Below are 24,940 nucleotides of genomic sequence, written 5' to 3' on the forward strand. Positions count from 1 at the left end.
AAATAAGAACAATGGAAAAATTTAAAATATGGCTTCGGAAGAACTGGAGTACGGCACTTTTGGTGTCAATATTCATCGTGTTGCTTGTGAGTCCCGATGCAAAAGCATGGCTGATGCGCCAGATCATCTCTACCGGTCTTATGAACTCAAAGATTGAAGAAAAGGAAACAGAGCCGACCGTTGAGTCGACTCCTTTGTCCAGTACTGAAAACTTCAGTGTCAGGAATGATAAAGGTGAGATCATCAATACTTCTGACCTCAAGGGAAAAGTGGTGTTTATTAACTTCTGGGCGTCTTGGTGCCCGCCTTGCCGTGCGGAATTCCCTTCGATTCAGACATTCTACGACCGATCTAAACCCAATAAAGATCTTGTTTTTCTTACAGTCAATCTGGATGAGCAGACCGCCTTGGGTAAGATGTATCTTGAGAAAGAACAATTCACTGTTCCGTTTTTAGTTGCAGAAGGTTCGATTCCAACTGCTTTTTTTAATGGTTCGCTTCCTACGACCGTCGTTTTGGACAGATCAGGAAAAATCAGGATGCATCATGCGGGAATGGCAGACTACAGCAAAGAATCATTCTATCAAGAAATCAATCAACTTTTAAATGAAAAATAATGAAAAACTTAATTAAGATATTGACCATCTCAGTTTTCCTGACAGGGTTTATGGGTTTTGCGCAAAAGGCAACAGTTTACGAATCTGCAAAATCTATTAATAAGGAGTACAAGGCTTTGTATGTGATCAATGAAGGTGATGACCAGAAAATCAGAGTCATTATCAGAAATATCAATAACGCGATGGAAGATCCCAGGCTGAAAGGCAAACTGAAGGTCGAACTGCTGGCCTTTGGGGGCGGAGTGGAAATGTTCAGAAAGAAAAATCCCTATGGAGAACTTCTTACAGGTCTGCAAGATAAGGGGGTAGTGATGGTACAGTGCGAAAATACCCTTCGTGAAAAAAAGATCGAAAAGTCCGAATTATTTGAGTTTGTAAATTACACCCCCAGCGGAAATGGGGAGATGATTTTGAGACAGGATGAAGGATGGGCAATAGTTAAACCATAATATTGGAAATTATGAAATTATCAATAGGATTCATCAACGATGTGCACGGCTATATGGAACCCCATCCAGAGCTGTTTTATGACTATCAGAAAGAATATGTTAAAAGTGCAGGAGGTTATGCCAGAATTCAGACCATCTTCAAAAAGATCAGGGCAGAAAATCCGAACGCATTGCTCTTCGACGGAGGGGATACGTTTCACGGAACAGTTCCGGTGGTACAGTCGAAAGGAGAGGTCTTGATTCCCATACTTAACCAACTTGGATTTGATGCAATGGTAGGACACTGGGACTTTGCCTATACACCAAGACATCTGTTAAAATTGGAAAGCCAGCTCAATTATCCCGTCTTGGGCTGCAATGTTTTTGATGAGCAGGGAAAACGATTTCTGCTACCTTACAAAATATCTGAAATTGGAGGACTCGTAATTGGTATTATCGGGATCTGTTCCAATATTATCGATAAGACAATGCCGGAGAAGTTCAGTGAAGGCATAACGGTGACCGATGGAATTGAAGAGACAAATCAATGCGTCAGAGAATTAAGAGAGGATGCTGTGGACATTATTATTCTTTTGTCGCACAATGGTTATCCGCAAGATATCGAACTGCTCAAAAAAGTGGAAGGAATCGATATTTGTCTCAGTGCACACACCCATAAGAGGATGTACGAAGCAGAAAAAGCAGGAAACTGCATTATCATCCAATGTGGCTGCCACGGATCATTTGTAGGACATCTAAAGCTTGATGTCGAAAATGGAATGATTACACATTTTGATTACAAGCTCATTGAAACTGACGACAGTCTTGATGAAGATGTAGAAGTTAAAGATATGGTTGAAAAAAGTTTACAGTCTTTTTCTGAAATGAAAAGTACAGTATTGGGGACGACAGAACATATTTTGCACCGCTATTCCACGCTGTCTTCTACTATGGATGACTTTCTTCTGTCTGCCGTCAATTTTGCCACGGACGTTGATATCTCCTTTTCCAATGGATGGCGCTATGGTGCACCTATAGATGTCGGAAATATTACCCTATGGGACTTATACAAAATCGTACCGATGAATCCGCCTATTTCCACCACAGAGCTTACTGGAAAAGAGATCTTCGAAATGTTAGAAGAAAATCTGGAGAGGACCTTTTGCGCAGAGCCGATGAAACAAATGGGAGGCTATGTTAAGCGTTGCAACGGATTGAGAATTTTGATGCGCATTGAAAATCCGCCGGGTTACAGAATTCAGGAAATCTATTTTCAGGGAAGACATTTACAAAAAGACAAGGTTTACAAAGTTGCTTTCCTCACCGAGCAGGGTGTTCCAAAGAAATATGGAAAAAACCGCACAGAGACAGGATCTAATGCCATAACAGCAATGACATATTATCTTGAGAATAATTTTAACATTAAAAGATCTGAAGATTCTTTTCTTTTGGTCTGAAATAAAGGCAGAAGATCCGAAGATCCTCTGCCTTTTATTTTATGTGCTGGGCAATTCCGATGATTGAATGTTGCTATTTGATCAGGCTATTGATAAAGTTTTCCAGATTAGTAAATCCTGTTAGAGTGATGACCGATCCGTCTGCGGCATCATTCAAGTTCAGTCTGTTTTTATTTTCCCAGTCATCAGGTATGCCGTCGCCGTCTGTATCTTTCAGCTTTGATGTCTCCTGCTTCACTTCCGGTTGCCCTCCGGCATCGACTTCCGTTTTAAAGATCTGGCCTTTCTTTCCAAGGCTTTTAAAATATCCGATGATCCGTTTATCAACCGCATCCCGTTTTAAAGAAGACCCAGCTTGCGCCAAGACCACTTTCCATGCTTCTACGGCGGCACTGATCGTAACATTACTTCTTGATATTGCAGATGGTTCTTTTACAAGCGTTGCAGTTTGTTTGATAAAATCTTCATCAGTGACCAACCGCCCGTTTACTTTGCCATCTTTATTGAGGTCTACATAATTATCTTTGTGATAAACATGATCGGTAGCAGTGAACATATCTAGGAAATGATCGGTCGAACTCGGTCCGGCAATAAAATAATTACCTACAAGGTCCTGATAATGATCTGTCGCCGAATGTCCTCCAACGAAAGCACTTTTGCCCCAGTTGTACACGACATTGTTAATATATTCAATTTTTGCTTTTGCTTTGGGATTCCGGCTTTGATTGCCTGTCCACAGGCAATGGTGTACTGTTATATCGACAGGATTTTCCAACAAGGCGCCGAAACGCTGCGGATCGATACCTTCACCAATAAGACAATATTGCAGGGTAATATTAGTACTGTTCTTTATATGCAGGTTGTCCCATCTGCCCCATTGAATGGAAACATGATCAAAAATAATATCCTTCAGGTCATCCGCCACTACAGTACAAGCACCTTTGGGCATATCAATACTTCCTCTGAACCTTATAAACCTGATGATAGAATTTCCGCCAAAGGAGATACCATTACCATATACAGTGATTCCGGAACCTGGTGCAGTTTGCCCGGCAATAGTAATTCCTGGAGCTGCTGCAATCTTTTCTTTGATCTTGATCACACCGGCAACATCAAAAACAACAGTCCTACCGGTTTGGCTTACCGCATCCCTGAATGAACCACTGCCTGTATCGTTAAGATTGGTAACGCGATAAACAGTTCCACCACGACCACCCGATGCAAAGCGCCCAAAGCCTTCTGCTCCAGGAAAGGCCAGCTGTTGCGCATTGATCATCAAATTGAAAGAACATAAAATGAAGGATAGAGATATTTTCCAAAACATAGCCATTTGATTTATAGCGAAATTAGTGCGAACATACTGATGGAGTGTCCTGCACTTTCTGTTTTTTAAAAATCTTAATTACGATAATTCTCAATAATGTAGAAATATTTTGGTGAATCAAGGAATGACAGGAAATAGAAGCTTCCATCAGTGATGAAAATGGTCAGAAGGGAAAACTGCAGTCATAAAAAATGCCCTTGGTTACAGATCCAAGGACATCTTTAATGTTAATAAAACTTCCACTTCATTATAGGTACAGAAGGAAGATATCAAAGTTATTATGCCAATCGATTCAGACAAGCAAGTTCCGGAGTACTACGAACCTCGTCTAGCCGATAGTAATATTCATCTCCGGCATTTTTCAAAGGTCTTTCTACCCTAAAGGAATAGTGCCGTTCATCCACCTCTGTAATAACTACAGGTATGGCTTTACGTCCATCATTGGAGATCCAGGCCTCATCTCCGACATTAAACTTCTCTGGTACTCTTTTGCTGTAGTGTAAAGGAATAACATTTTTCACGAAAACGATTTTTCTAATATCATTTTTAGGTGTTGGTGTTTTTGTTACTATTTTATCCTTATTTGGCTGCAGACTGCGTTTAATATTTGCATTGTAGCTTTTCCACGCATTTTTCAAAGCATTGACAGCTTCTCTTGCAGCACTTTTTGATCCTAAATATGATTCATAGTTCTCAAGATTGTCAAATGACGGCCATGTGCTATCCGTTTTCACGTCTCTGGCCAGATCGCCTAGCGGTGAATCCCTGTTGACCTGTTTGCTCAACCAATCGGTGAATGTTAGATGTGCTACAATGGTATGAGATGGTTGTGGCTCTGCATCAAAACTCCTAAGGCAGTGTTTCCAGTTTGAAAATCCATATTTTTTGGCAGTAATATCCAAAGCCTCAGTATGCTGAATTCCAAGTTCTCTTTTAAGCTTTTTTGCTTGTAGTTTATAAAAACTGATCGTATGATTGTTCGGTTCCATTGAATTTCTCTTTTATTTCACAAGAAATAAATGTCACCCACTAACCACTACTCTTGTGTATGAAACAAAAGTTATTCAATTAAAAAGAATTACAGTGCTTATCAGCTTTGCTACTAGTGGGTGGCAGGCTCTGTAGAGTAGACCTACACAAATATATAGAAACTAACCTAATAAACATGATATAATCAAAGTTTATTTAGAAACTATTTTAAATAATATCTGAGAGACCTTTTCCGAACCTTTGATCTCCCTTTCGAATATCGATCAGTTCATCTATATTTTTGCCGGTATATTTTTTTGAAAATTCATAAAGCTTGTTCCAATATTGAGAACTGTCATTTTTATGTCTTCTGACAATTCGAATATCGTGATGTCTTCCTGTTGCTTCTCCATATTCATCGGTCGTAGGAATTGAGTAGATCAGATAATCAGCCAAATGATGAAACTCCGAGTGATCAAATATCTCCGTATCAATAAGCGATTTCGATACCTGGGCGTAACGACTGTCAAAAAGTTGACGGTCATTCATAAATATTGAATAGAGACATTCATGAATATAAGTTGTTATATCTTTTCCACGAAAACGATAAATACAATCGATCTGTTTATTTCCCAGCATCAGTGCATCTCTCCATTCGTCTCTCCACTCGTCATGAAATTCTTTACCGTCAAGCTCGATGGCAACCAGATAGTCATTAGATCTCAATAAAAAGTCCAAGCGAAAAAGTCCGGCGGAATTTCGGATCTCATATTGTGGTATGATCTCAAAACGGTCATTCACAAACTTTTCAAATTGCTGGATGAAAATTTCTTCCAGAGGACTTTCAAGTTGGTTTCTGTTGATATGGATGGTGTTACTCATAATTATAAAATTAGTAATATATTTTGTAGATCAGATCATTATTATTGAAGGTCAGTCTTTTATCACGAATTTTATTCTGATTAAATTTTTATAATATTGCTCCAAATAGGCTCGTGCGTTATCGTAACATTTTATGTCGGGGCAATCCGATCTCTTTTTCATGCGGATAAGGTTCCCTAAAAGTTAAGCTCACATCTTCACGAAGGCTCCTTTCTATTTCGTGGGCTTTATACTTGTCCATTGAATAACGTGGATCTGCGATCAGCGGCATCTTTGCCATCTTGGTAATGGTTACTGTAGGAAAATGATAATCGACCTCAACCGTTCCCAGTAATAGGTAGATCCCACCTTCTTTAAAAGGAAACCTTCTCAGGCTGTCCGGAAAATGGGCGGTATCAAAATATTCCCCTTCAGCATCGATCCAGGTTCCGAAATACATATCATCTTTCTTTCCGGGATGATCTTTCTTTTTAATGGGCACATGCTTTCTGGAGATCAAATAGGCCAGCATCTTGACCTGTTTTTTATGATATTTCAGCAGATCCCTCACCAGCACATGGCCTCTGTACTTAGTTTTCAGCAGGTCAAACATAGAAAAGGAGACAGGAAAGCCCAATATCTCAATTTCATCAAAAGCATCTTCAAATTGATTCCGTTCAATAACCGGCAGTTGATAATCCTTCTGCGGCTCATCAAATAAAGAAATGACTTTTATTCTATATTGCCCTTTAGACAATAGAAATCTGGCTTCGATCAGCAATTCATGTTTTTGTTTCCCTGTAGATCTGAAGGCGCCAATAAAAATGAGTATCTGCAGTGACTCTATACCGATGGGCACTCTTTTAATAAAATCCTCAAGTGATGTATAATCTCCATTGTTTCTTCGTTCGTCAGTAATGAGCTGCTTGAGCGAGGCTTCCAGTTTTTCAATGTGCATAAAACCCAGGTATACGTCTGTTCCATACACTGTCGTCTGAAATTCGCTGAGGTTAACACAGGGATTATGAATGGTCGCTCCTGCCATTTTTGCCTCGTGAACATATACTTCCGTCCGGTAAAATCCACCACCGTTGTTGATGGCTGAGACCATAAATTCAATAGGGTAGTAAACCTTTAGATAGAGACTCTGATAGCTTTCTACGGCATAGGAAGCGGAATGTGCCTTGCAGAATGAATACCCAGCAAAAGATTCGATCTGGCGATATACTTCCTGGGACAATTGTTCAGGATGTCCTTTTTTCCTGCAAGACTCAAAGAATTCATCTTTTAGTTTCTGCAATGCAGATAAAGAACGGCCTTTGCCACTCATGGCTCTGCGCAAGACATCACCGTTTTCTGCAGAAACACCACCGAAATGAAGGGCAATTTTGATGACATCCTCCTGATAGACCATGATTCCATAGGTTTCTCCCAATTCCTTTTCAAAAACCTCGTGAAAATATTCAAACTGATCAGGATGGTTATGCCGAAAGATATACTCCTGCATCATCCCGCTCTGTGCCACACCGGGACGGATAATGGATGAGGCAGCCACCAAAACCTTGTAATTCTCACACTTCAATCTTCTCAACAAGCCCCGCATAGCAGGCGATTCAATATAGAAACAGCCAATCGTCTTTCCGATACTCAGATATTCGTTGCACTTGGCCTCATTTTTTGAGATCCTTGTATCCTCAATGTCGACAGTGATCCCTCTTTTTTCTTCGATCAGTCTGACCGTATCTTTTATGGTTCCCAATCCTCTTTGTGATAGAATATCAAATTTTTCGAGACCGATCTCCTCTGCGGTATGCATATCAAATTGTACGATCGGGAATTCCTTTGGGGGAAATTCCAAGGCAGAATAGTTCGTGATCGGTTCCTCTGAGATCAGGATCCCACAGGAATGCATACTTCTTTGGTTAGGAAAACCTATCAGTAATTTCTCATATTTGTAGATCTCCTGAACGATGGAATTCTGATCATGCTGATCTTTCGGTCTTTTGGAGAGCTGATCGAGTTCATCTTTTGGCAATCCGAATACTTTGCCCAGTTCCCTGAATCTAGATCTGCTTTTAAATTCTACATTGGTCCCACAGAATGCCACATGGTCTTTTCCATATTTTTTAAAGATATATTCCAATATGGCATCTCTGTTCTTCCAGCTCCAGTCGATATCGAAGTCAGGAGGTGTCTTCCGGTTAAGATTCAGAAACCTCTCAAAATAAAGATCCAGTTCCAAAGGACATATGTCAGTGATCCCGATGCAGTAGCTGACAATGGAGTTGGCACCGCTTCCTCTTCCGACATGCATAAATCCTACACTTTTGCTGTATTGTACAATATCCCAGGTAATTAAAAAGTAACCGCAAAAATTCAACTGGTCAATAACTGCCAATTCTTTTTCCATTCTTTCCCTGGCTTGCCCATTATCAAGAGAATAGCGATCACATAAGCCTTCAAAAGCCAACTGATTCAGCAGTTTGAAATCATTTTCTTTGCTATTGGTATAATATTTTTTATTTTTTGGTGTCTTGAAGTCAAAATCGAAACTGCAAGCATTGACAATATATTTGGTGTTTTCAACGATCTCCGGATATTGGGAATACTTGTCTAACAGTCCTCTTTTACCAATAAAGGTCTCATTGCTTTTACAGTAGTCATCTTCTGTAAGTTTGCTGAATAAAGTATTTCCTGCTATTGCCCGTAAAACTTTATGCAGTTCATATTCCTCATCTGTCTTAAAAGTGACCGGTTGCAGGATGACCATTTTATGGATCAGAGCTTTTAGTTCAGGATTGAACAGCAGGTTTATCTCATCCTGTCTTATTCCTATAAATTCATGGTCCAGCAGTTGTTCAGGAATATTTTTTAAAGGATAGATCACAAAAGTATTTTCCAGTTCAGGATTAGCTTTAGGAATCTCAATTCCTTCACAATTATAATTGGTCAAAAGCCTGTTGATCTCTGCGATACCTTTTGGGTTTTTTGCAAGACATATATAATACTGTTCATTCTCAATCCGTACATCAACACCGACGATCGGTTTGATTCCATTATCCTGACAAAGCCTGTAAAACTGGTAGATACCGGTAACCGTATTGATATCACTCAGTGCCAAAACCTTTAATCGATGGTCAACAGCCAGCTGGACCAGATCTTCAATAGAGATGGTTCCGTAACGTAAACTGTGATATGAATGGCAATTCAGAAACATAATAAAATATTAAAGTAATAGACCTGATGCTCTCCCGACACTGGATGGACCGAACCTGTCCTTCAGATGATCCATTGTCTGATACAAAGAGATCAGTTCTTCCGTATCTTCAAAAAGATCCATCTGATGAAGGCCATGAACCAGACCGGTAAACCTGACACCGATCAATCGGATCCTCATTCTTCTTGTGTAGACCTTATTGAACAGTTCCAAAACATACCGCAATAAGGTATGGTCAGCCGAAGTATAGGGGATCCTGCATTGTTTGGTCTCCGTATCAAAATTGGCATACCTGATCTTAATGGAAACCGTTGAGGTCAGCCATTTTTCGTGCCTCAGCTGATAACAGAGCTTTTCAACCATTCCTGACAATACACTTCTGATATTCTGAATATCGATAGTGTCCTGAGAAAATGTATTCTCCGTCGAGATCGATTTTCTTTCACAATAGGGTATGACCGGCGTTTCATCGATACCGTGTGCTTTCTTCCAAAGTACCGTTCCATTCTTTCCGACCAGTTCCTGTAATACATCGACCGGCATCTCAGAAAGGGTCTTTATGGTCTTGACACCTAATCTGGAAAACAACTGGAAGGTCTCAGGCCCCACCATCGGGATCTTTTTTATCGATAACGGATTTAAGAAAGGCTGGACATCCAATGCTTTTACCTCCAATTTCCCAATAGGCTTGGATTCACCCGTCCCGATCTTGGAGACCGTCTTATTGGTAGAAAGGGCAAAGCTGATCGGCAAGCCTGTATTTTTCATCACGGCATCGGCAACTTCATTCGTCCATTGGTAACAGCCAAAGAATTTATCCATTCCTGAAAGATCCAGATAAAATTCATCAATGCTTGCTTTTTCCAATACCGGTACTTTTTCCTGAATGACCTCGGTCACCACATGTGACATATTGGAATAATATTCCATATCACCTTTGATCACTCTGGCTTCAGGACATAACCTCAAAGCCATCCTAATGGGCATTGCCGAGCGGACACCGAATTCCCTCGCCTCATACGAGCAGGATGCCACCACACCACGGTCACCGCCTCCAATGATCACGGGCTGTTTCTCCAACACAGAGTTTTTCAGCCGCTCACAGGATACGAAAAATGTGTCCAGGTCCATATGTGCAATTGCTCTTTCCATACTGCAAACTTAGTCACGTTTTTAAACAAATTATGTATATTTGTTGTCATAAATTATGACAATGTCAATTTTTGCAGATAACATCGTGTTTTTAAGAGGTAAGAAAAATCTAACGCAGCAGAAGCTGGCGGATGAACTCATTCTTACCAGATCGAGATATGTTTCTTATGAGTATGAAAAGGCAGAACCGCCAATTGATGTGTTGATAAGGATCTCCAAATATTACAATATCAGCATTGATCTTTTAGTTACTGTTGACATTCGAAAATATCCAATTGATGATATTTTGAATCTGCCCAATAATCGGGTAGTCTTACCTATTGTTGTGGATAAGGATGGTAATAATTACATTGAGATCGTTCCACAAAAAGTTTCAATGGGTTATTTGAAAGGCTTCAATGATCCTGGCTATATTGAAAAACTTATGAGGATTCTTCTGCCATTTTTAAAAAATGGAAAATACAGAGGCTTTCTGGCAGACGGCGATTCAATGCCACCTTTTGCCGATCAATCTATAATTATCGGAGAATATGTTGAAAAACTGGATGACCTTAAACCTGATAAGGATTATGTTTTTGTGACTAAGGAAGGTATCACTTATAAGACATTTTTAAAGAGAAATAAAAAATCAATTATGGTAGCAGCTGATAATTTATTTTATGAACCTTATGACATTGCATTAGGGGATATAGTTGAAATATGGAGTTATGTAATGGGAATTTTACCTAAAGACTATAAACCTTTAATGCCGGATTATGCCAATTTAAAAATGATGATTGGGGATTTGAAGACCACGATTCTTAACCTGGAAAATAAGGTTTCTAGTTTTTAAACATAGTCTGTTAATTAAAGACCTTCCCAAAAAGAAAATTAAAAACACAAATGATAAAAAAATATCCCATAGAAATGGGATAGCATAAAGAAAAATATTTTAAAAGAAAATTGCAATGGGCCAGCTGACTTTATTTGATACTGAAGAATTTTACGAATTTCCAAAAGACCTTTTGGAATATAAAGAAAATTTCTTGAGCAGGGAAGAGGCGGATCGATTGAAAGACCATCTGTTTAAAACGGCTCCATGGGAACAACGTACCCAGAAAATGTATGATAAGACAGTCATAACCCCACGACTAACCGCCTGGTATGGTAATGACAAAAAATCTTACGAATCGGCTGATAATAATACTTCAAGTACCAATCCCTGGACTCCGGAGTTGCTGGCATTAAAAGAAAGAATTGAACAAGAATTTGGTTGTAGGTTCAATGGGGTTCTATTAAACCTTTATCGTGACCAAAATGATTCAGTAGCTTGGCACAGAGATAAGGAAAGCAGATATGGAAAAAGACCTGTTATTGCATCTATCAGCCTTGGACAGACCAGAAACTTTGATTTCAGAAAAAAAGACCATCATCAGAGCAAATACAGTCTGCCACTTCCAAACGGTTCATTACTGATTATGAAAGGGGATTTACAGGAAAACTGGGAACATCGGATTGCCAAATCTACTATACCAATGAAAGAACGAATTAATCTGACATTTCGAATGATTCGTGAAAGTTAATATATATATAATTACTGGCCTTGTCAAAATAGGATTGGATTTAATAAATAATTTGTAGCAATATTAAAAATTACATCTTATGCAATATTTCGCTTTATATTTCTATCTTTAGTTTCATATATTAATCATTAGATGTGAATGAAAACAATTGATTGGTCACGTTTCAATTCTGATATTTTTACGCATTTTTGTAATGCGTTACTATCTTTTGAATTTGGAAATAAGTTTATACCTTTCAGTGCACCAGGTAACTACTTAATTACCTTATTTAAACCTCCTTTAACAAATAATTCGCCTCATCTTGAACTCAAAGTTTTCAGTCAACTCATTGTTGAAAAATTAAATTTGTTTGTGAAAAAAATAATTACAACTTTAATTGGTGAAGTCTCCGCTAATACTAATTTGCCATTTTGAAATAATTACTATTTCAATATAAATTGTTGTAAGATTATTTTTCTGGTTGTAAGGAAAGTATTAGGCTTAAATTTTATAAATCATGATCAATAATAATCTCCCTTAGTTTATCAGTTATATTGAATTTCGTATGTTCAAATGAAAGGTCTTGAAAAAGTTGTATTATTAATTCAGTTACAAAATCAATTTTTACTGCAACTAGAAAGCCTTTATCTTTATGATTCTCGGTCATAATTCCAACAAGATAATATTTAGAAATTCCGTTTTCATCTTTATCGTTAAAATCAGGAACATGCCAGAGGCCACTACCACTAATCCCTTTCAATTCTTTTGTTATCTGTGGTAAATTAGAATTTAGAGGTATTACTTTTCTTTTATACTTGACCAAAATAAAATTATCTCTATTGAAACCAAATTTTTCATACGTTTTTTGATCAACTGTTTCAGTAATAAATTTAACAGGAATTGGTTTAAATTCAGCTTTACCAGCAACTTTCTTAACGCCGCTTACAGGATATCCAGAAATGAAATAATATCCTTCATCATCTAATATATGATTTGTACTGATCTGTTCTGGAGTAATAAATTTCCATTGTTGATCATCAAAGTGTTTGTTCATACGTGGGGAAAACTTAAAAAGAGAAAAGTCTATATCATCAGATTGATTACCATCTTGAAAAGTTGTAGCTAGTACTCCATTTAAATTCAAAACCTTAGTTCCCCCTGACGGAACTATCAAACCTTTCCAGTCTTGTATATTTAAAAGATGCCCAGCGCTAATTAAATATCTGGATTTTTGTGTTTTTAAATAAATTCCACAACCAACGGGTTTAGCCGAGGGGGGTGCAGGTGTCAGGATTACTGGGGTATGGTTAAGAATTGCATTATTTATGCTCGGGAATAGTTTAATAAGGTCTTTATTCATATCAATTATAATAATAACATTCGCATTATTTAACTTAAAATTTGTGAGTAAAAGTTATTTTAATCAAATTCTTTCTACTGCAATAAAATCTCTTTCTTCTCCAAGTTTCCCCCCTTTTATGATTCCTTGATTGTAGATTAAAGAAATCGGATCACAAAAAGCGTATAAAATTACAGAATGATAATCAGTATTAACAAGATCATTATTTTGAGGAAAAGAGTGGTAAAGAATTTTATTGTAGTGGGGCTGCAGATGTTTGATTAATGCTTTCTCTGCATCTAGTGAAACCGTCTTGTCACTAGGAAGTTTATAATTTAGGATAAAGTCAGCCATTTCTTCCGGTGTAGCCTCTTTACCCCAGCTAACAATACTATTATTATCGCATATTCTCATAAGCAACACCATAATCTCATTGGACGGAATGTTACCAAAACTAAAAGGAGTTTCATTGATTAATATTTCCTGAAAAGTTGAATGATTTGATAATCTTTTGCAAATATTCTGCTCTGTTGATTTGCCGACGTAGTGTATTTTATAATTGAGCATATCTTGATAATCATCTGAAAATTGAGCATAAAGATTTCCTTTCCAATGATGATAAAAAAGTTTATCAGGAGAAAACCAAACTGCCAATTCGCTCTTTTGCGTTAATACATCCCTCTCCAAAATGGAAAATGCTTGGATTCCATCAAAAGGGTATTGAATTTGTTTTTCTAAAGTATTTCTCCTGTCATGTGTTCGAAGCTGTATTTCTTTTTTAAAATCTAGTTTAAAACTTTCTTGATTTAAAGGTAGTTCACAGGCAATAATCTTGCTAATACCTTCCTGATGAATTTCAAATTTTAGTATACGCTTGTTCGAGAAAGAGAATTTATGAAATGTGATCTCCTTTCTTTGTACAATAATATATAAGTGACTGTCAATAACATTTTTATAGAAGTTTTTGTCACGAGTTAATAGACTTAGATGGTAAGCACTAATAGCAGAATAACCCAATTCGATATCGTTATATAAAATCCCTTTTTGCATATTTAATTTAAGAAGTTTTCGTTTATTAGTTATAATTTGTGATTTTGTGATTTAAAATGTATACTAAAAACTTTATACAAAAAAGTTATAGATTCTTATAATGCTTATATGAAATTTTAAAAATATTACTCTTTTATGTAATTGAAATCCTTTATGAATTTTACGTTTTAAAATATCTTATAACATTAGATTATGCTTACTATTTGAACGTCTTTTGTTACAAACAAGTAGTCCAGATTTAAAAATAATCAAAGTTTAATACCTAAAATGGACTTCGTTACAAGCAGAAAGTTCTTTTACTTTAAGATATTCCTAGATTTTATTTGTTCAACAATACTATAATATTCTTCTTTGTAAGATGTTGGATTTTCTAACCAATTAAAATTATGACCGAACTGATTATCCCAAAATTTTAATCCAACACAAGCAATACCCCAAATCTCATGAGAATCATGAAAATTAAACATCTCGAGTATATTTGTTAGTCTATCTTCAGAATTTGGATGCTGTTTTCCTTCTGTCGTGGCTTTGAAAAAAAACATTGATAAAACACCGATTACCGCTCCAACACTAACAACAGTTTTTTTCGCAATTTCAAAAGGACTTTGAACATCACTTAGCCCTGCCTTAATACTCTCAATAGCTTTACTGTCTGCCTCAATCTCATATTCTAAATAATGACTATCAGTAGTCTCAGAAGTTATTTTGTCAAAATGCAATTCTAAATGAATGATCTCATGACAAAAAATAAATTTTACAGCTTCAGTGTAAAAACCATTAGTCTGTTCAATATATAATCTGTTTTCGGCTAAAAATCTCTCAGGATTTGGTAGAATATCTTTTTCCCAAGGCGTATAATCAACAATCAAATGTTTAGCATAGTTGAACATTTCGTATGCAAGCTGTTTGTTCTCTTCTTTTATTGGATATACTTCTCGATTATGTAATTTGTTGTACTTTGGGAAATCTATTTCTTCCAAGTAGATTACATAAATTGAATAAGTTATACACCATATGTAAGATAAAAAGGTTTCATGAATTGTTATTTGTTTAGTATGAAGATTTGCATAAGGAGTTCTAAATCTGCCGTTCTCAATCATTATTGGTTCTTCCCCAAATTCAAAATTTAATTCTGAATTAAATTTTCCCTCCCTTATAAGTTTTTGTAAATTTAAAAAAAAATCTTTATTGGTATTATTGAACATAAACACAATCATATAATGTAAAACCCTAATTGGTTGTGTACCAAAATCAGTATTTTTGTGATGATCAATGATTCCAAATTTTTGTGTTAGCCAATTCATCTTTGAATCTATTATTAAATTTTAATAAAATTTTATTTTTAAAACCAAATCTATGATGTAAGTCGAGTACATGCTTAACTATGTTTGACTGTATTTTTCATTTTCCCATTTAATGACATTTAATTGTGATAGGCATATCTTTACAGATTTGATGAAAATATCTAGTTTTAATATGATAGGATTATTTATTGAAAAATATTCGATAGGATCACCGACTTCAGTACTTGAATATCTGTAACTATCTAGACTATATTTTGTGCATAAACAAGAATTTAAAAACAACATTCTCATTATTGTTGCACCTACATTTAACTGATTAAAGAAATCCGAAGCCATTTTGTTGTAATACGCATTTTCCTCTATAGAAAGTAATGATTCCTTTTCTTCAAAATTTTTATCAACAATATAATTTTTAAAATTCTGAAAAGATGATATATTGCTATCTAAATCATACAAATTTCTTGTGCTTTTTTCAATTTCGGACAAAGTATTATTCACAAGTTGTTCATCTGTTAGCTGCTTTATGATCGATGCAAAGTTATCAATTCCCTGACCACCAAATATGTTTTCTTTTTCATCTAAAATCTTAAAAACTTTTATAGGATTATGGCTGATTTTTCGTCTTAAATCATCAGTGTCAATAACTCCTATTCTTAAGCCAAGATATTTTACTGCTTTTTCGACTGCTTGATGATAAAAATATATTGCATTACTGTATATTTTGTTATTAAAAAGCAACTCTGCAGTATTAATATCATTTCGAGCTATTTGTAATAAATCGTTCATGGTTATGTCTTTCAAATATTAGTAAGTAAATATAAATATTTATTAATAGTTAAAATATGTTTTTAAGGCTAACAGATTTGTAATCTTAGCTATTTAAACTATAATTATCTGCAACTTTTCTTTTTGAAAGGAGTCCAAAAAAAGTCCTCGAATAAATCGGGGACTAAAAACTAATAACCATGAAACTCAGATTAACTGGGGATCATTGCAAATATATAAATTTACATTAAAAGAAATGGTTTTAAAATAGCAATCAATCTAATGTTTATATATTCTTCAGTACCAATAAGAGTTTTAATTAGTCAGTTTTCTTTCTATGAATTTACTATTGCCTCAATATTGGCAATGTAATATTGCTTTTACTAAAGAAGAATTTATAAAATCTTCAACAAAAAATAATATAAAATTTACACTGTACCGATTATACATCTTCTATGTAGAAGTGGATTATGACGATCAGGACAATAAATAGTAAATCATAGCAACTTTATAAATGCTAGAAACTAAAAGGGATAATTTCAAATTTTCAAAACAAACTGCTGTTATCAGTTTTTTCTACTTCTTCGGTTATTATGTAGTTTAACTTCGTCTTCGGTTAATACCCTTTTTTCAAGTATGACATAGTTTTTAATTACCTTACCATTCTTGTCAAAATCAACGGTGTCATTTTTCCTTCTATTTACTTGAATTCGCAATAAAACAAGATCATTACTTAAAATTTTTTCAGGTAAGAGTTTAGTATAAGAACTTAATCCCAAAGCCTTCGCAGCAAGATGCAACTTTCTAATGTTATAACGAGCGTTCGAGCCGAAATTTTCAACTTTACCTACATAACCATCTGCAAAACCCATTCTTTGTGATAGCTCTACCTGAGATATGTATTTGTCCGCTCTTCCTCTGTATTCCCTAATTATATCAATCATAAAGAGATCAAGCTCAGATATAATAATTTCAACAATTTTACCGTCCACCATTTTTAATATTTCCCCCCAATTACAACAATATTTAAAAAATACACACATCCATATTTGGATGTATTGGATTTTATATTTATATTTGCTTTTTACGTTATAATACGTAATTTTGCGATACTTCAAAGAATTATAGAAGCTATTGCTTAGAACCTCGTACTAGAAAATCGCCAATTTTCAAAACAATGCAACGAGACCATAAGTAAAGTAGCTCACGCTTCGGCGTGGGCTCACTTACGGAGTTTGTTGCAAGGTGTTTGGCGATACCTCTAGTACAAGCGATGATGTAGTGAGTTCCACGCTGTTTTTATTCCAATGCTGTTCGTTCGCTCTACATTCTAAGCCGCTTCCACAAAATACAGTATCAGACTGCACGATACAATGGGGAGTACAATCCATTGCGGCCTTACAGCTTTGACGGGACACAATTTCATTCATATTATTTCAAGATGTGCTGGGGCAGGAGGTTTTGCTATGTCCTTACTGAAGCTTCCTCCCAAGCATCATCAAATAGAAACGCTAAAAACATATTCAAGAAACAGAAAGTGTAACGTAACCATAGAAAAACAAAAGCCCTTTCCACAAAAGTTGACTGCTAGCGTAGGAAAGAGCAAAGTCTAACGAATTAAACCTATTCAAAAGTATGAAAAAAAACTTTTGCAGCCTAAGTCATCTTCAATTGGCTTTTGGCTTCACCTTGCTCGTCTCCGGCGTAGCAATAGGGCAGATGCGCACCATTACAGGCACTGTCACAGAAAATAACCAGCCACTCAAAGGCGTTTCCGTATTCCAGGAGGGTAGTAATGAAGTGGCTGTGACCAATGCATCAGGCGTTTACCGTGTTCAGGTATCGGGAGAAAACCCGATAATCATTTACCGCCATCCGGACTATCCCGAAAGAAAAATCACTTTAGGCAGCAGGATAACCGTCAATATCTCATTAGGTAAAGAAAAAGAAATTGAGGAAGTTGTTCTCAATGCAGGTTATTATAAGGTCAAAGACAAAGAAAGAACAGGAAGCATTGCCAAGATCTCAGCCAAAGACATCGAAAATCAACCAGTAACAAACATTCTTGCTTCTGCACAGGGCAGAATGGCAGGTGTCAGCATTACCCAAAACTCGGGAACCGCAGGCGGAGGATTCGATGTCCAGATCAGAGGAAAGAACAGCCTTCGTCCTGAAGGAAATTATCCTCTTTATATTGTTGACGGCGTTCCCTTGAATTCGCAATCCAATGCGCTTACCTCACTTTCGGTTGGTATTCTATCAAAAGGAGAGGCAAGCCCGCTTAACTCCATCAATCCAAATGATATTGAGAGTATGGAGGTATTGAAAGATGCCGATGCGACAGCAATATACGGTTCAAGAGGTGCTAACGGCGTTGTGATCATTACTACAAAAAAGGGAAGTTTCCGCAAGGCTTCACTTGAATTTACAATGAATACGACCATTTCCAAAGTGAATCAATTTATTGAAATGGCGAATACTTCACAATACCTGCAGTTGAGGAAGGATGCTTTTAAAAACGATAATATTTCTGCATATCCTGTAACGGCATATGATCTCAATGGCAAATGGAATCAGTCACGGGAAATAGACTGGTACAAAACTTTTATCGGAGATACATTCCTTAGCCAACAGCAACAGCTTTCATATTCAGGTGGAAATTCACAGAATCAATACCATTTAGGAATCCATCATCAGGAACAGGGCACAGCTTTCGGAAATGGGATGGGCTATAAAAGATCGGGGTTCAATTTAAGCAATACCTATTCTACGGAAGACAGAAAGCTGAAAATCAGCCCGACCATTTATTATACGGTTCAGGACAATACTCTGAATGATGCCGATCTGACAAGGCAGATTCTCCTTGCACCGAATGCACCAGTCTTGTACAATCCGAATGGTCAGCTGAATTGGGAAAACAACACATTTGCCAATCCACTCGCAAAGCTTGAAAATAAGTACAGTTCAAAGATCAAAACCCTGACATCTAATATGAATGTTGATTATCAGGTGTTTGAAGATTGGTCACTAAAGCTCAATGCCGGATACACGCTTACGGAGCAGAATGAATCCCGTCTCAATCCGTCGACTGCGTTTAATCCGTCCACCGGAGCCAACAGCAGTACATCAATGAGATACGATGGAGTCGTTGTACGAGACAGCTGGATCATTGAACCACAGCTTCACTGGAATAAAAAATGGACTCATCATAAGTTAAGTGCATTGGCAGGAATGACCGTAGAGGAAAGGAAGGATCGGATCCTGCGTCTTCAGGGAAACGATTTTTCTTCCAATGACCTTATCGGTAATCTTTCCAATGCCAAAGTACAAAAGGTTCTGGACGATAATGAAGTACAATACCGTTACAATGCCTTTTTCGGGAGGTTCAATTATGATTATTCGGGAAAATATATTGTGAACTTAACTGCCAGAAGGGATGGTTCAAGCCGATTTGGTCCGCAGAAAAGATTTGCCAACTTTGGAGCGGTAGGAGCAGCGTGGATCTTTTCGAAAGAGTCTTTTCTGGAAAACACTTCGTGGCTGAACTTCGGAAAACTGAGAATGAGCTTAGGAACTGCCGGAAGCGATTTGATCGGGGACTACCAATTTATGGATACCTATACCACCACCACCCAGATCTATGATGGTGTTTCGGGAATATACCCGTCGAGGCTTTTCAATCCTAATTTCAGTTGGGAAAAGACAACAAAGATGGAAACAGCATTGGAATTAGGCCTGTTCAAAGATAAGGTCAACCTGACCGTGGCATATTACCAAAACCGATCATCCAATCAGCTGGTAGGTCTACCTTTGGCAGCCACCACAGGGTTTTTAACCGTGCAGAGCAATTTTCCTGCAAAGGTGCAGAACGCAGGTGCGGAAGCAGAGTTGAATGTCAATCTTATCCGTAAGAAAGACTTCCGATGGTCAGTCGCAGCCAATCTAACGGTTCCCCGAACGAAACTCCTCGAATTTGAAAACATTGAATCCACCTCTTATGCAACGATGTACGAGGTTGGGCGTTCAATGAATATTAAAAAGGTGTATGAGTTAAAAGGTGTAAATCCGGATACTGGTGTATATGAGTTCAGTGATCTGAACGGTGACGGGAAGATCGATCTGAATGACAGGATCAAAGTAGTTGATATTGGAATGAAATTCTTCGGAGGGCTCAGCAGCCAAATCAACTATAAGAACTGGTCATTTGCCTTTTTGATCCAAGGAGTTAAACAACGGCAATACAGCCTGGATTACAGCATTTCACTCTTGGGTATTATGTCCAACGTCCCTTCTTATATGCTAGACTACTGGACACCCGAAAACAGGGATGCACGTTATCAGCGTCCCGGCACAGGAACCAATTCCGATGTGACCCGTGCTCATTCCCTATACCAAAGCAGTGATGCGGTCATTGTTGACGCTTCATTTATCAGGCTCAACAATGTTCAGCTAAGTTATAAGATTCCATTAAAAGAAGGTCTCATTCGCGACCTTACATTACAGGCACAGGCGCAGAACCTTTTCACGATCACAGGATACAAAGGTTTGGATCCCGAAGTTGCCGGCTTTTACCTGCCTTCCATTAAATCGTACTCATTAAGTGCCACCCTTAAATTTTAAGTTATGAAAACAGAAACAAACTATATCAAGAAACATATCGGCAAAAAGCTGTTTGTAGTTGGAGCAGTAGCGGTATTGATCTCCTCAGTCGGCTGTGAGAAATTCCTCGAAGTGGATGAACCTCAGAATCAGATCTCTCAAAGCATGGTGTTTAAAGACAAGAAACTGGCGTATGCGGCACTTTCCGATGTTTATTCCAACCTGCGAAGTAATACTCTGCTGAATGGAGGACTAGCGGGTGTGGGAACATTAATGGGGTGCTATACCGATGAGCTGACCTCTGTGAGCAATCAGCCTGTCGATTTCAGAAGCTTTTACGAATTAGGTGTTCAGCCCAATACCCCTACGGTCAATACCCTTTGGGTCAATTCGTACAAACAGATCTATGCTGTGAACAGCATCATCGAAGGGGTTTTGCGGAGTGTTGCCTACCTTGATGAGAGTACGATGCTTCAGATCTTAGGGGAAGCCTATTTTATCAGGGGATTGCTTCATTTCTATATGGTCGAACTGTATGGTGATATTCCTTATGTTTCAACGACTGATTACAATATCAATCAATCGGTATCAAGAATGTCTGTTAGCGAAGTGTACTTAAGAATCGAGGAGGATCTGAGAAAGGCTGAAACCATGTTAACTGATACCTATCCAAGTGCTAACCGCACCCATATCAACCGTTCAGGGCTAAGGCTTTCCCTCGCAAGACTATACCTGTATCAAAACAAATGGTCAGAAGCGAGGAATTATGCATCACTGGTCATTCAGAATCCTGCGTATTCCGTGGAACAGGACCTCAGCAAAACATTTTTAAAAGATTCGAAAAGTGCCGTTTGGCAGTTTATGCCAGTAGATGCAGGGATCAACACTTTAGAAGGTCAGTATTATACATTTTTGACTCTTCCGCCAGCCAATGTGGTCCTGTCGCAGAGCCTTCTTAATTCTTTTGAAGCCGGAGATCAGAGAAAAGTACAGTGGACAAAGAAATTGTCCAATTCCCAAGTGAGCTATTCCCACGCTTACAAGTACAAGCAGTACAATAAAACCTCGACCACATCATTGGAATATTCGGTGGTACTACGAATTGAAGAAGCATATCTTATTCTTGCGGAATCAGAAAATGAACTGGGGAACACAGGGTCAGCACTTATTGCAGTCAACAAATTGCGAACCCGTGCCGGACTAACTGCACTGAGTGGACTTTCTCAACAACAGCTCAGAACGGCGATCTTGGATGAGAGACGTCACGAACTGTTTACAGAGTACGGACACCGCTTTTTTGACCTGAAAAGAAAAGGCTTGTTAGATAATACCCTATCTCCATTAAAGCCGGCTTGGCAAAACTTCCGAAAACTGCTGCCTTTACCGGAAAGAGAACTATTTGCCAACCCAAAACTAAATCCGCAAAATGAGGGATACTAATATCAGAAAAGTAGGAAGGAAAGTAAAGGCTCTTTCAATGATCGCTTTGATGATCCTCCCAATCAGTTTCTTCAAAGCCCAGCAGCGATTTGCACCTGATACTTTTAAGCAGTGGTACCAACTGGGTAACATATCCGTCAGCGATTACGGGAAATACAGCTATTTTATACGAAAGTATGATGACAGGAAAAGAGATGCTGTACTGTTAAATAATGTGACTGGCGAGAAAATAGTAAGCGGTCTGGCGGTGAAAAGCGGCTTCGGTCGCGATTTTTTTATTGCGTTGGATTCAAACGGAGTATTGGATGTCATCAACCTGAAAAATGAAAAGCGTTTAAAAATAGATCAAGTCAAAGATTTTTACATTTCTGAAAATAGTAACAGTTGTTACTTGTTAATGAATGATGGACAACTCAATATGATGAAAGCTGACCAGTTAAAATATGTTCAGATTGCAAAAAATATCGGCAGACTTGAGATATCTTCGGATAAGAAATGGATGCTGGCGATGTCTGATCAGAGTTCTCTTCTTATAGAACTAGAAACTGGAATTAGAAGGAATCTAGGGTTGGTCGATAAATCTAATTTCGTTCGGTGGAATCTAATTTCGTCGACTGCAAAATTTGATATTCTGATTACAACGGGAAATAATTATAAAATGGTCACGTATGATAAGAACGGAATTTTGATCAAAGAAATTGATGTTAAAAATCCCGGAAAGGAATACAGACTTACAGGATTCACGGATAGTGGTCAATTGATTGCCATACGATCGAGGTCTGCAAAAAAATTGCAGGACAGCATTGAGGTTTGGAAAACGGATGATCTGGCACTCGGAGCCAATCTTAACAAACGCGAGGGTCAGTCTTTCGATGCATTAATTATTGCTCCGGTTAAGAAAACAACAGTTTCTTTTCCATATACGGAAGGCGTAACAGATGTAATGCTGGTCTTCGGTGATCAATACTTGCTCGAAGTGATGGCTTATGCCAATGAAAATTTTACGGATGAACATTTGATACCGGGCATCAGGCTTAAAAATCTCAGCAGTGGTGTAGTGGAATTCTCAGTTCAGCGGTCTCCATCATATATTCCGACCAAAACAGGAAAACTTTTCTATTTTGAAGGGAAAGACTGGTGGATGTATGATCCGGTGCTGAAAGTCAAACGAAATCTAACAGCAGAAATTGATGACCAGTTTTTTTCATACAACAGGCAGAATATTAAATCAACCTTACCCATAGGCGATCTTCATTTTTCCGAAGATCAGCAAACCGCATATGTAACAGGTAAAAATAATATCTGGAAAATGGATACGGGAACGGGCAGATTTACCAATCTTACACAGTCAAAAGACAAAAATATTTCTTTTGGGATCTTAAACAGGTCTTCCGAGCTGATAGAAAAAATGAAATGGACAGAGTTTAATACTATCAAAGAAGACTGGCTGTTAATAAAAACATTGCATCAAGATCAATTACAGGAAGGTCTTATCGTTGTGAGGAACAAAAAAATAACAGTCATAGAAGGACCTCAAATTATACAGATCGACAATGTGGTGATCGAAGATAATTGTATTTCCTATACCATAGAAAACTCAAGACTTCCGCAGGAATTAAAGATGTACGATCTCAAAAAGAAAAAGTTAAAATCAGTTTATTCTTCAAATGAGAGCAATCTGACAAGTATGGCACTGCCTGCCTCAGATTTGATCTATTTTACGGACAAGCACGGAAACGAAACTTACACTGCGGTGATTCTACCACCGGATTATGACCCTGCTAAAAAATATCCTGCGATTGTACGTGTTTATGAAAATACAGCTTCGTCGGTAAAGAAATTTCTCTCGCCATCATTTTATAATCAGCCCGGATTCAACAGATCGTTGGTAGCAATGGACGGCTATATCGTTATTATGCCCAGAATATTCTATCAGATCAATAAACCCGGAGAGTCTGCATTAGAAGCGGTGGAAGATGCTGTGAATAAAACCGCAGAAAAATACAGCATTGATAGAAATAGACTAGGTATAATCGGCGAGTCTTTTGGCGGGTTTGAGGTCAATTATATCATAGCCAATACAAAGATGTTTCGAGCAGCTGTAAGTGGTGTGTCGCTTTCAGATATTACGGCATCGTACTTTTCGATGAGTAAAAAATACCTTCGTCCCGATATTTGGCGGTATACGGATCAGAGCTTCAGGTTTTCGGGGAATTTTTATGAGCTGAAAGATGTTTACATCAAGCAAAATCCGGTTTTTCATGCCGACCGTATTGATACCCCTTTGTTGATATGGACAGGAAAAGAAGACAACCACGTTGACTGGGAACAAAGCGTTGCGATGTTTATTGCATTGAAAGGCCTGGCAAAACCAGCAGAACTTATACTGTTTCCGAAAGACGGTCACGCTTTGCAGAGACCATCAAATCAGATACAGGCAACAATTAAAATAGGAGAGTGGTTTAATAAGTACCTGAAAAAGTAGATATTACTATAATGTTCTTAATAAATACGCAGCCCAAAAGGACTGCGTATTTATTTTTGTAAGGATATTGATCAATTTCAAAATCCTAAACAAAAGAAAGGCTGCCTTTTGTGAGACAGCCAGATTGATTTAAGGTTTGAATAATTGCTCAGGGCAGCTCGTTCCCTGAAGTTCAAAAAGCTGGTTTCCTACTGTGTCCTCACATATGAAAGGAGTAGCAACGTCTGAACATGCGACATGCATGTTTTCACAGGTTGGATTTTCCGGATCAGACTCATCGATTCTGTATCCGTCAACAATTGCTTTGTCAGCTGTTTTAAAACTTTGTGTGACAAAAGCTGCACCTGAACCCATAAGGATCACAAATGCGGGTAAAATGAATTTTTTCATAA

General features: G+C 37.6%; 20 protein-coding genes. 9 read left to right on the forward strand and 11 right to left on the reverse strand.

From position 1 onward, the window contains the following. The first annotated feature begins 11 nt into the window (after positions 1-11). From BT156_RS12480 to BT156_RS12490, 3 genes are read left to right on the forward strand one after another with little or no spacing between them, the layout of a single operon-like run. Positions 12-617 (forward strand): TlpA family protein disulfide reductase, encoded by a 606-nt coding sequence (locus BT156_RS12480; protein WP_072410529.1) that lies wholly within the window; start codon positions 12-14, stop codon positions 615-617. A gap of 20 nt (positions 618-637) precedes the next feature. Next, positions 638-1,066: a DsrE family protein gene (locus BT156_RS12485; protein ID WP_228430117.1), complete on the forward strand. Its 429-nt coding sequence runs from the start codon at positions 638-640 to the stop codon at positions 1,064-1,066. Positions 1,067-1,077: 11 nt separating this feature from the next. After that, on the forward strand, positions 1,078-2,502 hold the full coding sequence (locus BT156_RS12490) for a bifunctional metallophosphatase/5'-nucleotidase (RefSeq protein ID WP_072410533.1): 1,425 nt from the start codon (positions 1,078-1,080) through the stop codon (positions 2,500-2,502). Positions 2,503-2,575: 73 nt separating this feature from the next. On the opposite strand, the gene BT156_RS12495 is transcribed toward BT156_RS12490, so the two are convergent. The 5 genes from BT156_RS12495 to dinB all read right to left on the reverse strand — a co-directional run bounded on the left by BT156_RS12495 (position 2,576) and on the right by dinB (position 10,025). Further along, positions 2,576-3,826: a pectate lyase family protein gene (locus tag BT156_RS12495; RefSeq protein ID WP_072410536.1), complete on the reverse strand. Its 1,251-nt coding sequence runs from the start codon at positions 3,824-3,826 to the stop codon at positions 2,576-2,578. A gap of 278 nt (positions 3,827-4,104) precedes the next feature. Further along, the gene (locus BT156_RS12500; RefSeq protein WP_072410538.1) at positions 4,105-4,815 is read right to left on the reverse strand and encodes a YozE family protein; all 711 of its coding nucleotides are present in this window, start codon (positions 4,813-4,815) and stop codon (positions 4,105-4,107) included. A gap of 208 nt (positions 4,816-5,023) precedes the next feature. After that, positions 5,024-5,677 carry a hypothetical protein gene (locus BT156_RS12505; RefSeq protein ID WP_072410540.1) on the reverse strand — a complete coding sequence of 218 codons (654 nt, stop codon included), beginning with the start codon at positions 5,675-5,677 and terminating at the stop codon, positions 5,024-5,026. A gap of 118 nt (positions 5,678-5,795) precedes the next feature. Then, complete coding sequence (locus tag BT156_RS12510; RefSeq protein WP_072410542.1) at positions 5,796-8,873, reverse strand: DNA polymerase III subunit alpha; 3,078 nt, start codon at positions 8,871-8,873, stop codon at positions 5,796-5,798. A 9-nt stretch (positions 8,874-8,882) separates the two neighbouring features. Next, positions 8,883-10,025, reverse strand: coding sequence for a DNA polymerase IV (gene dinB / locus BT156_RS12515; protein ID WP_072410544.1), 1,143 nt, complete (start codon positions 10,023-10,025; stop codon positions 8,883-8,885). 61 nt (positions 10,026-10,086) lie between these two features. Here dinB and BT156_RS12520 point away from each other — a divergent pair, with 61 nt between their 5' ends. The 3 genes from BT156_RS12520 (at position 10,087) to BT156_RS12530 (ending at position 12,001) form a co-directional block, all read left to right on the forward strand. Then, positions 10,087-10,857 carry an XRE family transcriptional regulator gene (locus BT156_RS12520; RefSeq protein ID WP_072410546.1) on the forward strand — a complete coding sequence of 257 codons (771 nt, stop codon included), beginning with the start codon at positions 10,087-10,089 and terminating at the stop codon, positions 10,855-10,857. 115 nt (positions 10,858-10,972) lie between these two features. Continuing rightward, entirely contained in the window at positions 10,973-11,587 is a 615-nt protein-coding gene (locus BT156_RS12525) for an alpha-ketoglutarate-dependent dioxygenase AlkB family protein (RefSeq protein WP_072410548.1), read from the forward strand. A gap of 138 nt (positions 11,588-11,725) precedes the next feature. Then, a complete protein-coding gene (locus tag BT156_RS12530; protein ID WP_072410550.1) occupies positions 11,726-12,001 on the forward strand; it encodes a hypothetical protein in 276 nt (91 codons plus the stop codon). A 73-nt stretch (positions 12,002-12,074) separates the two neighbouring features. Here BT156_RS12530 and BT156_RS12535 read toward each other — a convergent pair whose 3' ends face one another. The 5 genes from BT156_RS12535 to BT156_RS12555 form a co-directional block, all read right to left on the reverse strand. After that, positions 12,075-12,926, reverse strand: a complete 852-nt coding sequence (locus BT156_RS12535; RefSeq protein WP_072410552.1) for a hypothetical protein — start codon at positions 12,924-12,926, stop codon at positions 12,075-12,077. A 63-nt stretch (positions 12,927-12,989) separates the two neighbouring features. After that, positions 12,990-13,955 (reverse strand): hypothetical protein, encoded by a 966-nt coding sequence (locus BT156_RS12540; RefSeq protein WP_072410554.1) that lies wholly within the window; start codon positions 13,953-13,955, stop codon positions 12,990-12,992. A 296-nt stretch (positions 13,956-14,251) separates the two neighbouring features. After that, the gene (locus BT156_RS12545; RefSeq protein WP_072410556.1) at positions 14,252-15,259 is read right to left on the reverse strand and encodes a phage exclusion protein Lit family protein; all 1,008 of its coding nucleotides are present in this window, start codon (positions 15,257-15,259) and stop codon (positions 14,252-14,254) included. 78 nt (positions 15,260-15,337) lie between these two features. After that, positions 15,338-16,045, reverse strand: coding sequence for a HEPN domain-containing protein (locus tag BT156_RS12550; RefSeq protein ID WP_072410558.1), 708 nt, complete (start codon positions 16,043-16,045; stop codon positions 15,338-15,340). A 545-nt stretch (positions 16,046-16,590) separates the two neighbouring features. Next, positions 16,591-17,019 (reverse strand): transcriptional regulator, encoded by a 429-nt coding sequence (locus BT156_RS12555; RefSeq protein WP_072410560.1) that lies wholly within the window; start codon positions 17,017-17,019, stop codon positions 16,591-16,593. A 640-nt stretch (positions 17,020-17,659) separates the two neighbouring features. Here BT156_RS12555 and BT156_RS12560 point away from each other — a divergent pair. Genes BT156_RS12560 through BT156_RS12570 form a run of 3 tightly spaced genes read left to right on the forward strand, consistent with a single transcriptional unit; the run spans position 17,660 to position 24,548 of the window. After that, positions 17,660-20,644 carry a SusC/RagA family TonB-linked outer membrane protein gene (locus BT156_RS12560; RefSeq protein WP_072410561.1) on the forward strand — a complete coding sequence of 995 codons (2,985 nt, stop codon included), beginning with the start codon at positions 17,660-17,662 and terminating at the stop codon, positions 20,642-20,644. Between the two features lie 3 nt (positions 20,645-20,647). Next, positions 20,648-22,063: a RagB/SusD family nutrient uptake outer membrane protein gene (locus BT156_RS12565; RefSeq protein WP_072410562.1), complete on the forward strand. Its 1,416-nt coding sequence runs from the start codon at positions 20,648-20,650 to the stop codon at positions 22,061-22,063. Beyond that, on the forward strand, positions 22,050-24,548 hold the full coding sequence (locus BT156_RS12570; RefSeq protein WP_072410563.1) for an alpha/beta hydrolase family protein: 2,499 nt from the start codon (positions 22,050-22,052) through the stop codon (positions 24,546-24,548). Before BT156_RS12565 ends, BT156_RS12570 begins: the two co-directional genes overlap by 14 nt. A gap of 129 nt (positions 24,549-24,677) precedes the next feature. Here the strand turns inward: BT156_RS12570 and BT156_RS12575 are convergent, their stop codons facing one another. Further along, a complete protein-coding gene (locus BT156_RS12575; RefSeq protein WP_072410564.1) occupies positions 24,678-24,938 on the reverse strand; it encodes a DUF6520 family protein in 261 nt (86 codons plus the stop codon). Positions 24,939-24,940: the final 2 nt, after the last annotated feature.

The organism is Chryseobacterium limigenitum (genome assembly GCF_900114875.1).
GTDB lineage: Bacteria > Bacteroidota > Bacteroidia > Flavobacteriales > Weeksellaceae > Chryseobacterium > Chryseobacterium limigenitum.

Excerpts from the sequence above, each read along its gene's own strand:
- BT156_RS12480 (WP_072410529.1), top strand. The coding sequence starts at position 12 with ATGGAAAAATTTAAAATATGGCTTCGGAAGAACTGGAGTACGGCACTT.
- BT156_RS12490 (WP_072410533.1), top strand. The coding sequence starts at position 1,078 with ATGAAATTATCAATAGGATTCATCAACGATGTGCACGGCTATATGGAA.
- BT156_RS12495 (WP_072410536.1), bottom strand. The coding sequence starts at position 3,826 with ATGTTTTGGAAAATATCTCTATCCTTCATTTTATGTTCTTTCAATTTG.
- BT156_RS12500 (WP_072410538.1), bottom strand. The coding sequence starts at position 4,815 with ATGGAACCGAACAATCATACGATCAGTTTTTATAAACTACAAGCAAAA.
- BT156_RS12505 (WP_072410540.1), bottom strand. The coding sequence starts at position 5,677 with ATGAGTAACACCATCCATATCAACAGAAACCAACTTGAAAGTCCTCTG.
- BT156_RS12510 (WP_072410542.1), bottom strand. The coding sequence starts at position 8,873 with ATGTTTCTGAATTGCCATTCATATCACAGTTTACGTTACGGAACCATC.
- dinB (WP_072410544.1), bottom strand. The coding sequence starts at position 10,025 with ATGGAAAGAGCAATTGCACATATGGACCTGGACACATTTTTCGTATCC.
- BT156_RS12520 (WP_072410546.1), top strand. The coding sequence starts at position 10,087 with ATGTCAATTTTTGCAGATAACATCGTGTTTTTAAGAGGTAAGAAAAAT.
- BT156_RS12525 (WP_072410548.1), top strand. The coding sequence starts at position 10,973 with ATGGGCCAGCTGACTTTATTTGATACTGAAGAATTTTACGAATTTCCA.
- BT156_RS12530 (WP_072410550.1), top strand. The coding sequence starts at position 11,726 with ATGAAAACAATTGATTGGTCACGTTTCAATTCTGATATTTTTACGCAT.
- BT156_RS12535 (WP_072410552.1), bottom strand. The coding sequence starts at position 12,926 with ATGAATAAAGACCTTATTAAACTATTCCCGAGCATAAATAATGCAATT.
- BT156_RS12540 (WP_072410554.1), bottom strand. The coding sequence starts at position 13,955 with ATGCAAAAAGGGATTTTATATAACGATATCGAATTGGGTTATTCTGCT.
- BT156_RS12545 (WP_072410556.1), bottom strand. The coding sequence starts at position 15,259 with ATGAATTGGCTAACACAAAAATTTGGAATCATTGATCATCACAAAAAT.
- BT156_RS12550 (WP_072410558.1), bottom strand. The coding sequence starts at position 16,045 with ATGAACGATTTATTACAAATAGCTCGAAATGATATTAATACTGCAGAG.
- BT156_RS12555 (WP_072410560.1), bottom strand. The coding sequence starts at position 17,019 with ATGGTGGACGGTAAAATTGTTGAAATTATTATATCTGAGCTTGATCTC.
- BT156_RS12560 (WP_072410561.1), top strand. The coding sequence starts at position 17,660 with ATGAAAAAAAACTTTTGCAGCCTAAGTCATCTTCAATTGGCTTTTGGC.
- BT156_RS12565 (WP_072410562.1), top strand. The coding sequence starts at position 20,648 with ATGAAAACAGAAACAAACTATATCAAGAAACATATCGGCAAAAAGCTG.
- BT156_RS12570 (WP_072410563.1), top strand. The coding sequence starts at position 22,050 with ATGAGGGATACTAATATCAGAAAAGTAGGAAGGAAAGTAAAGGCTCTT.
- BT156_RS12575 (WP_072410564.1), bottom strand. The coding sequence starts at position 24,938 with ATGAAAAAATTCATTTTACCCGCATTTGTGATCCTTATGGGTTCAGGT.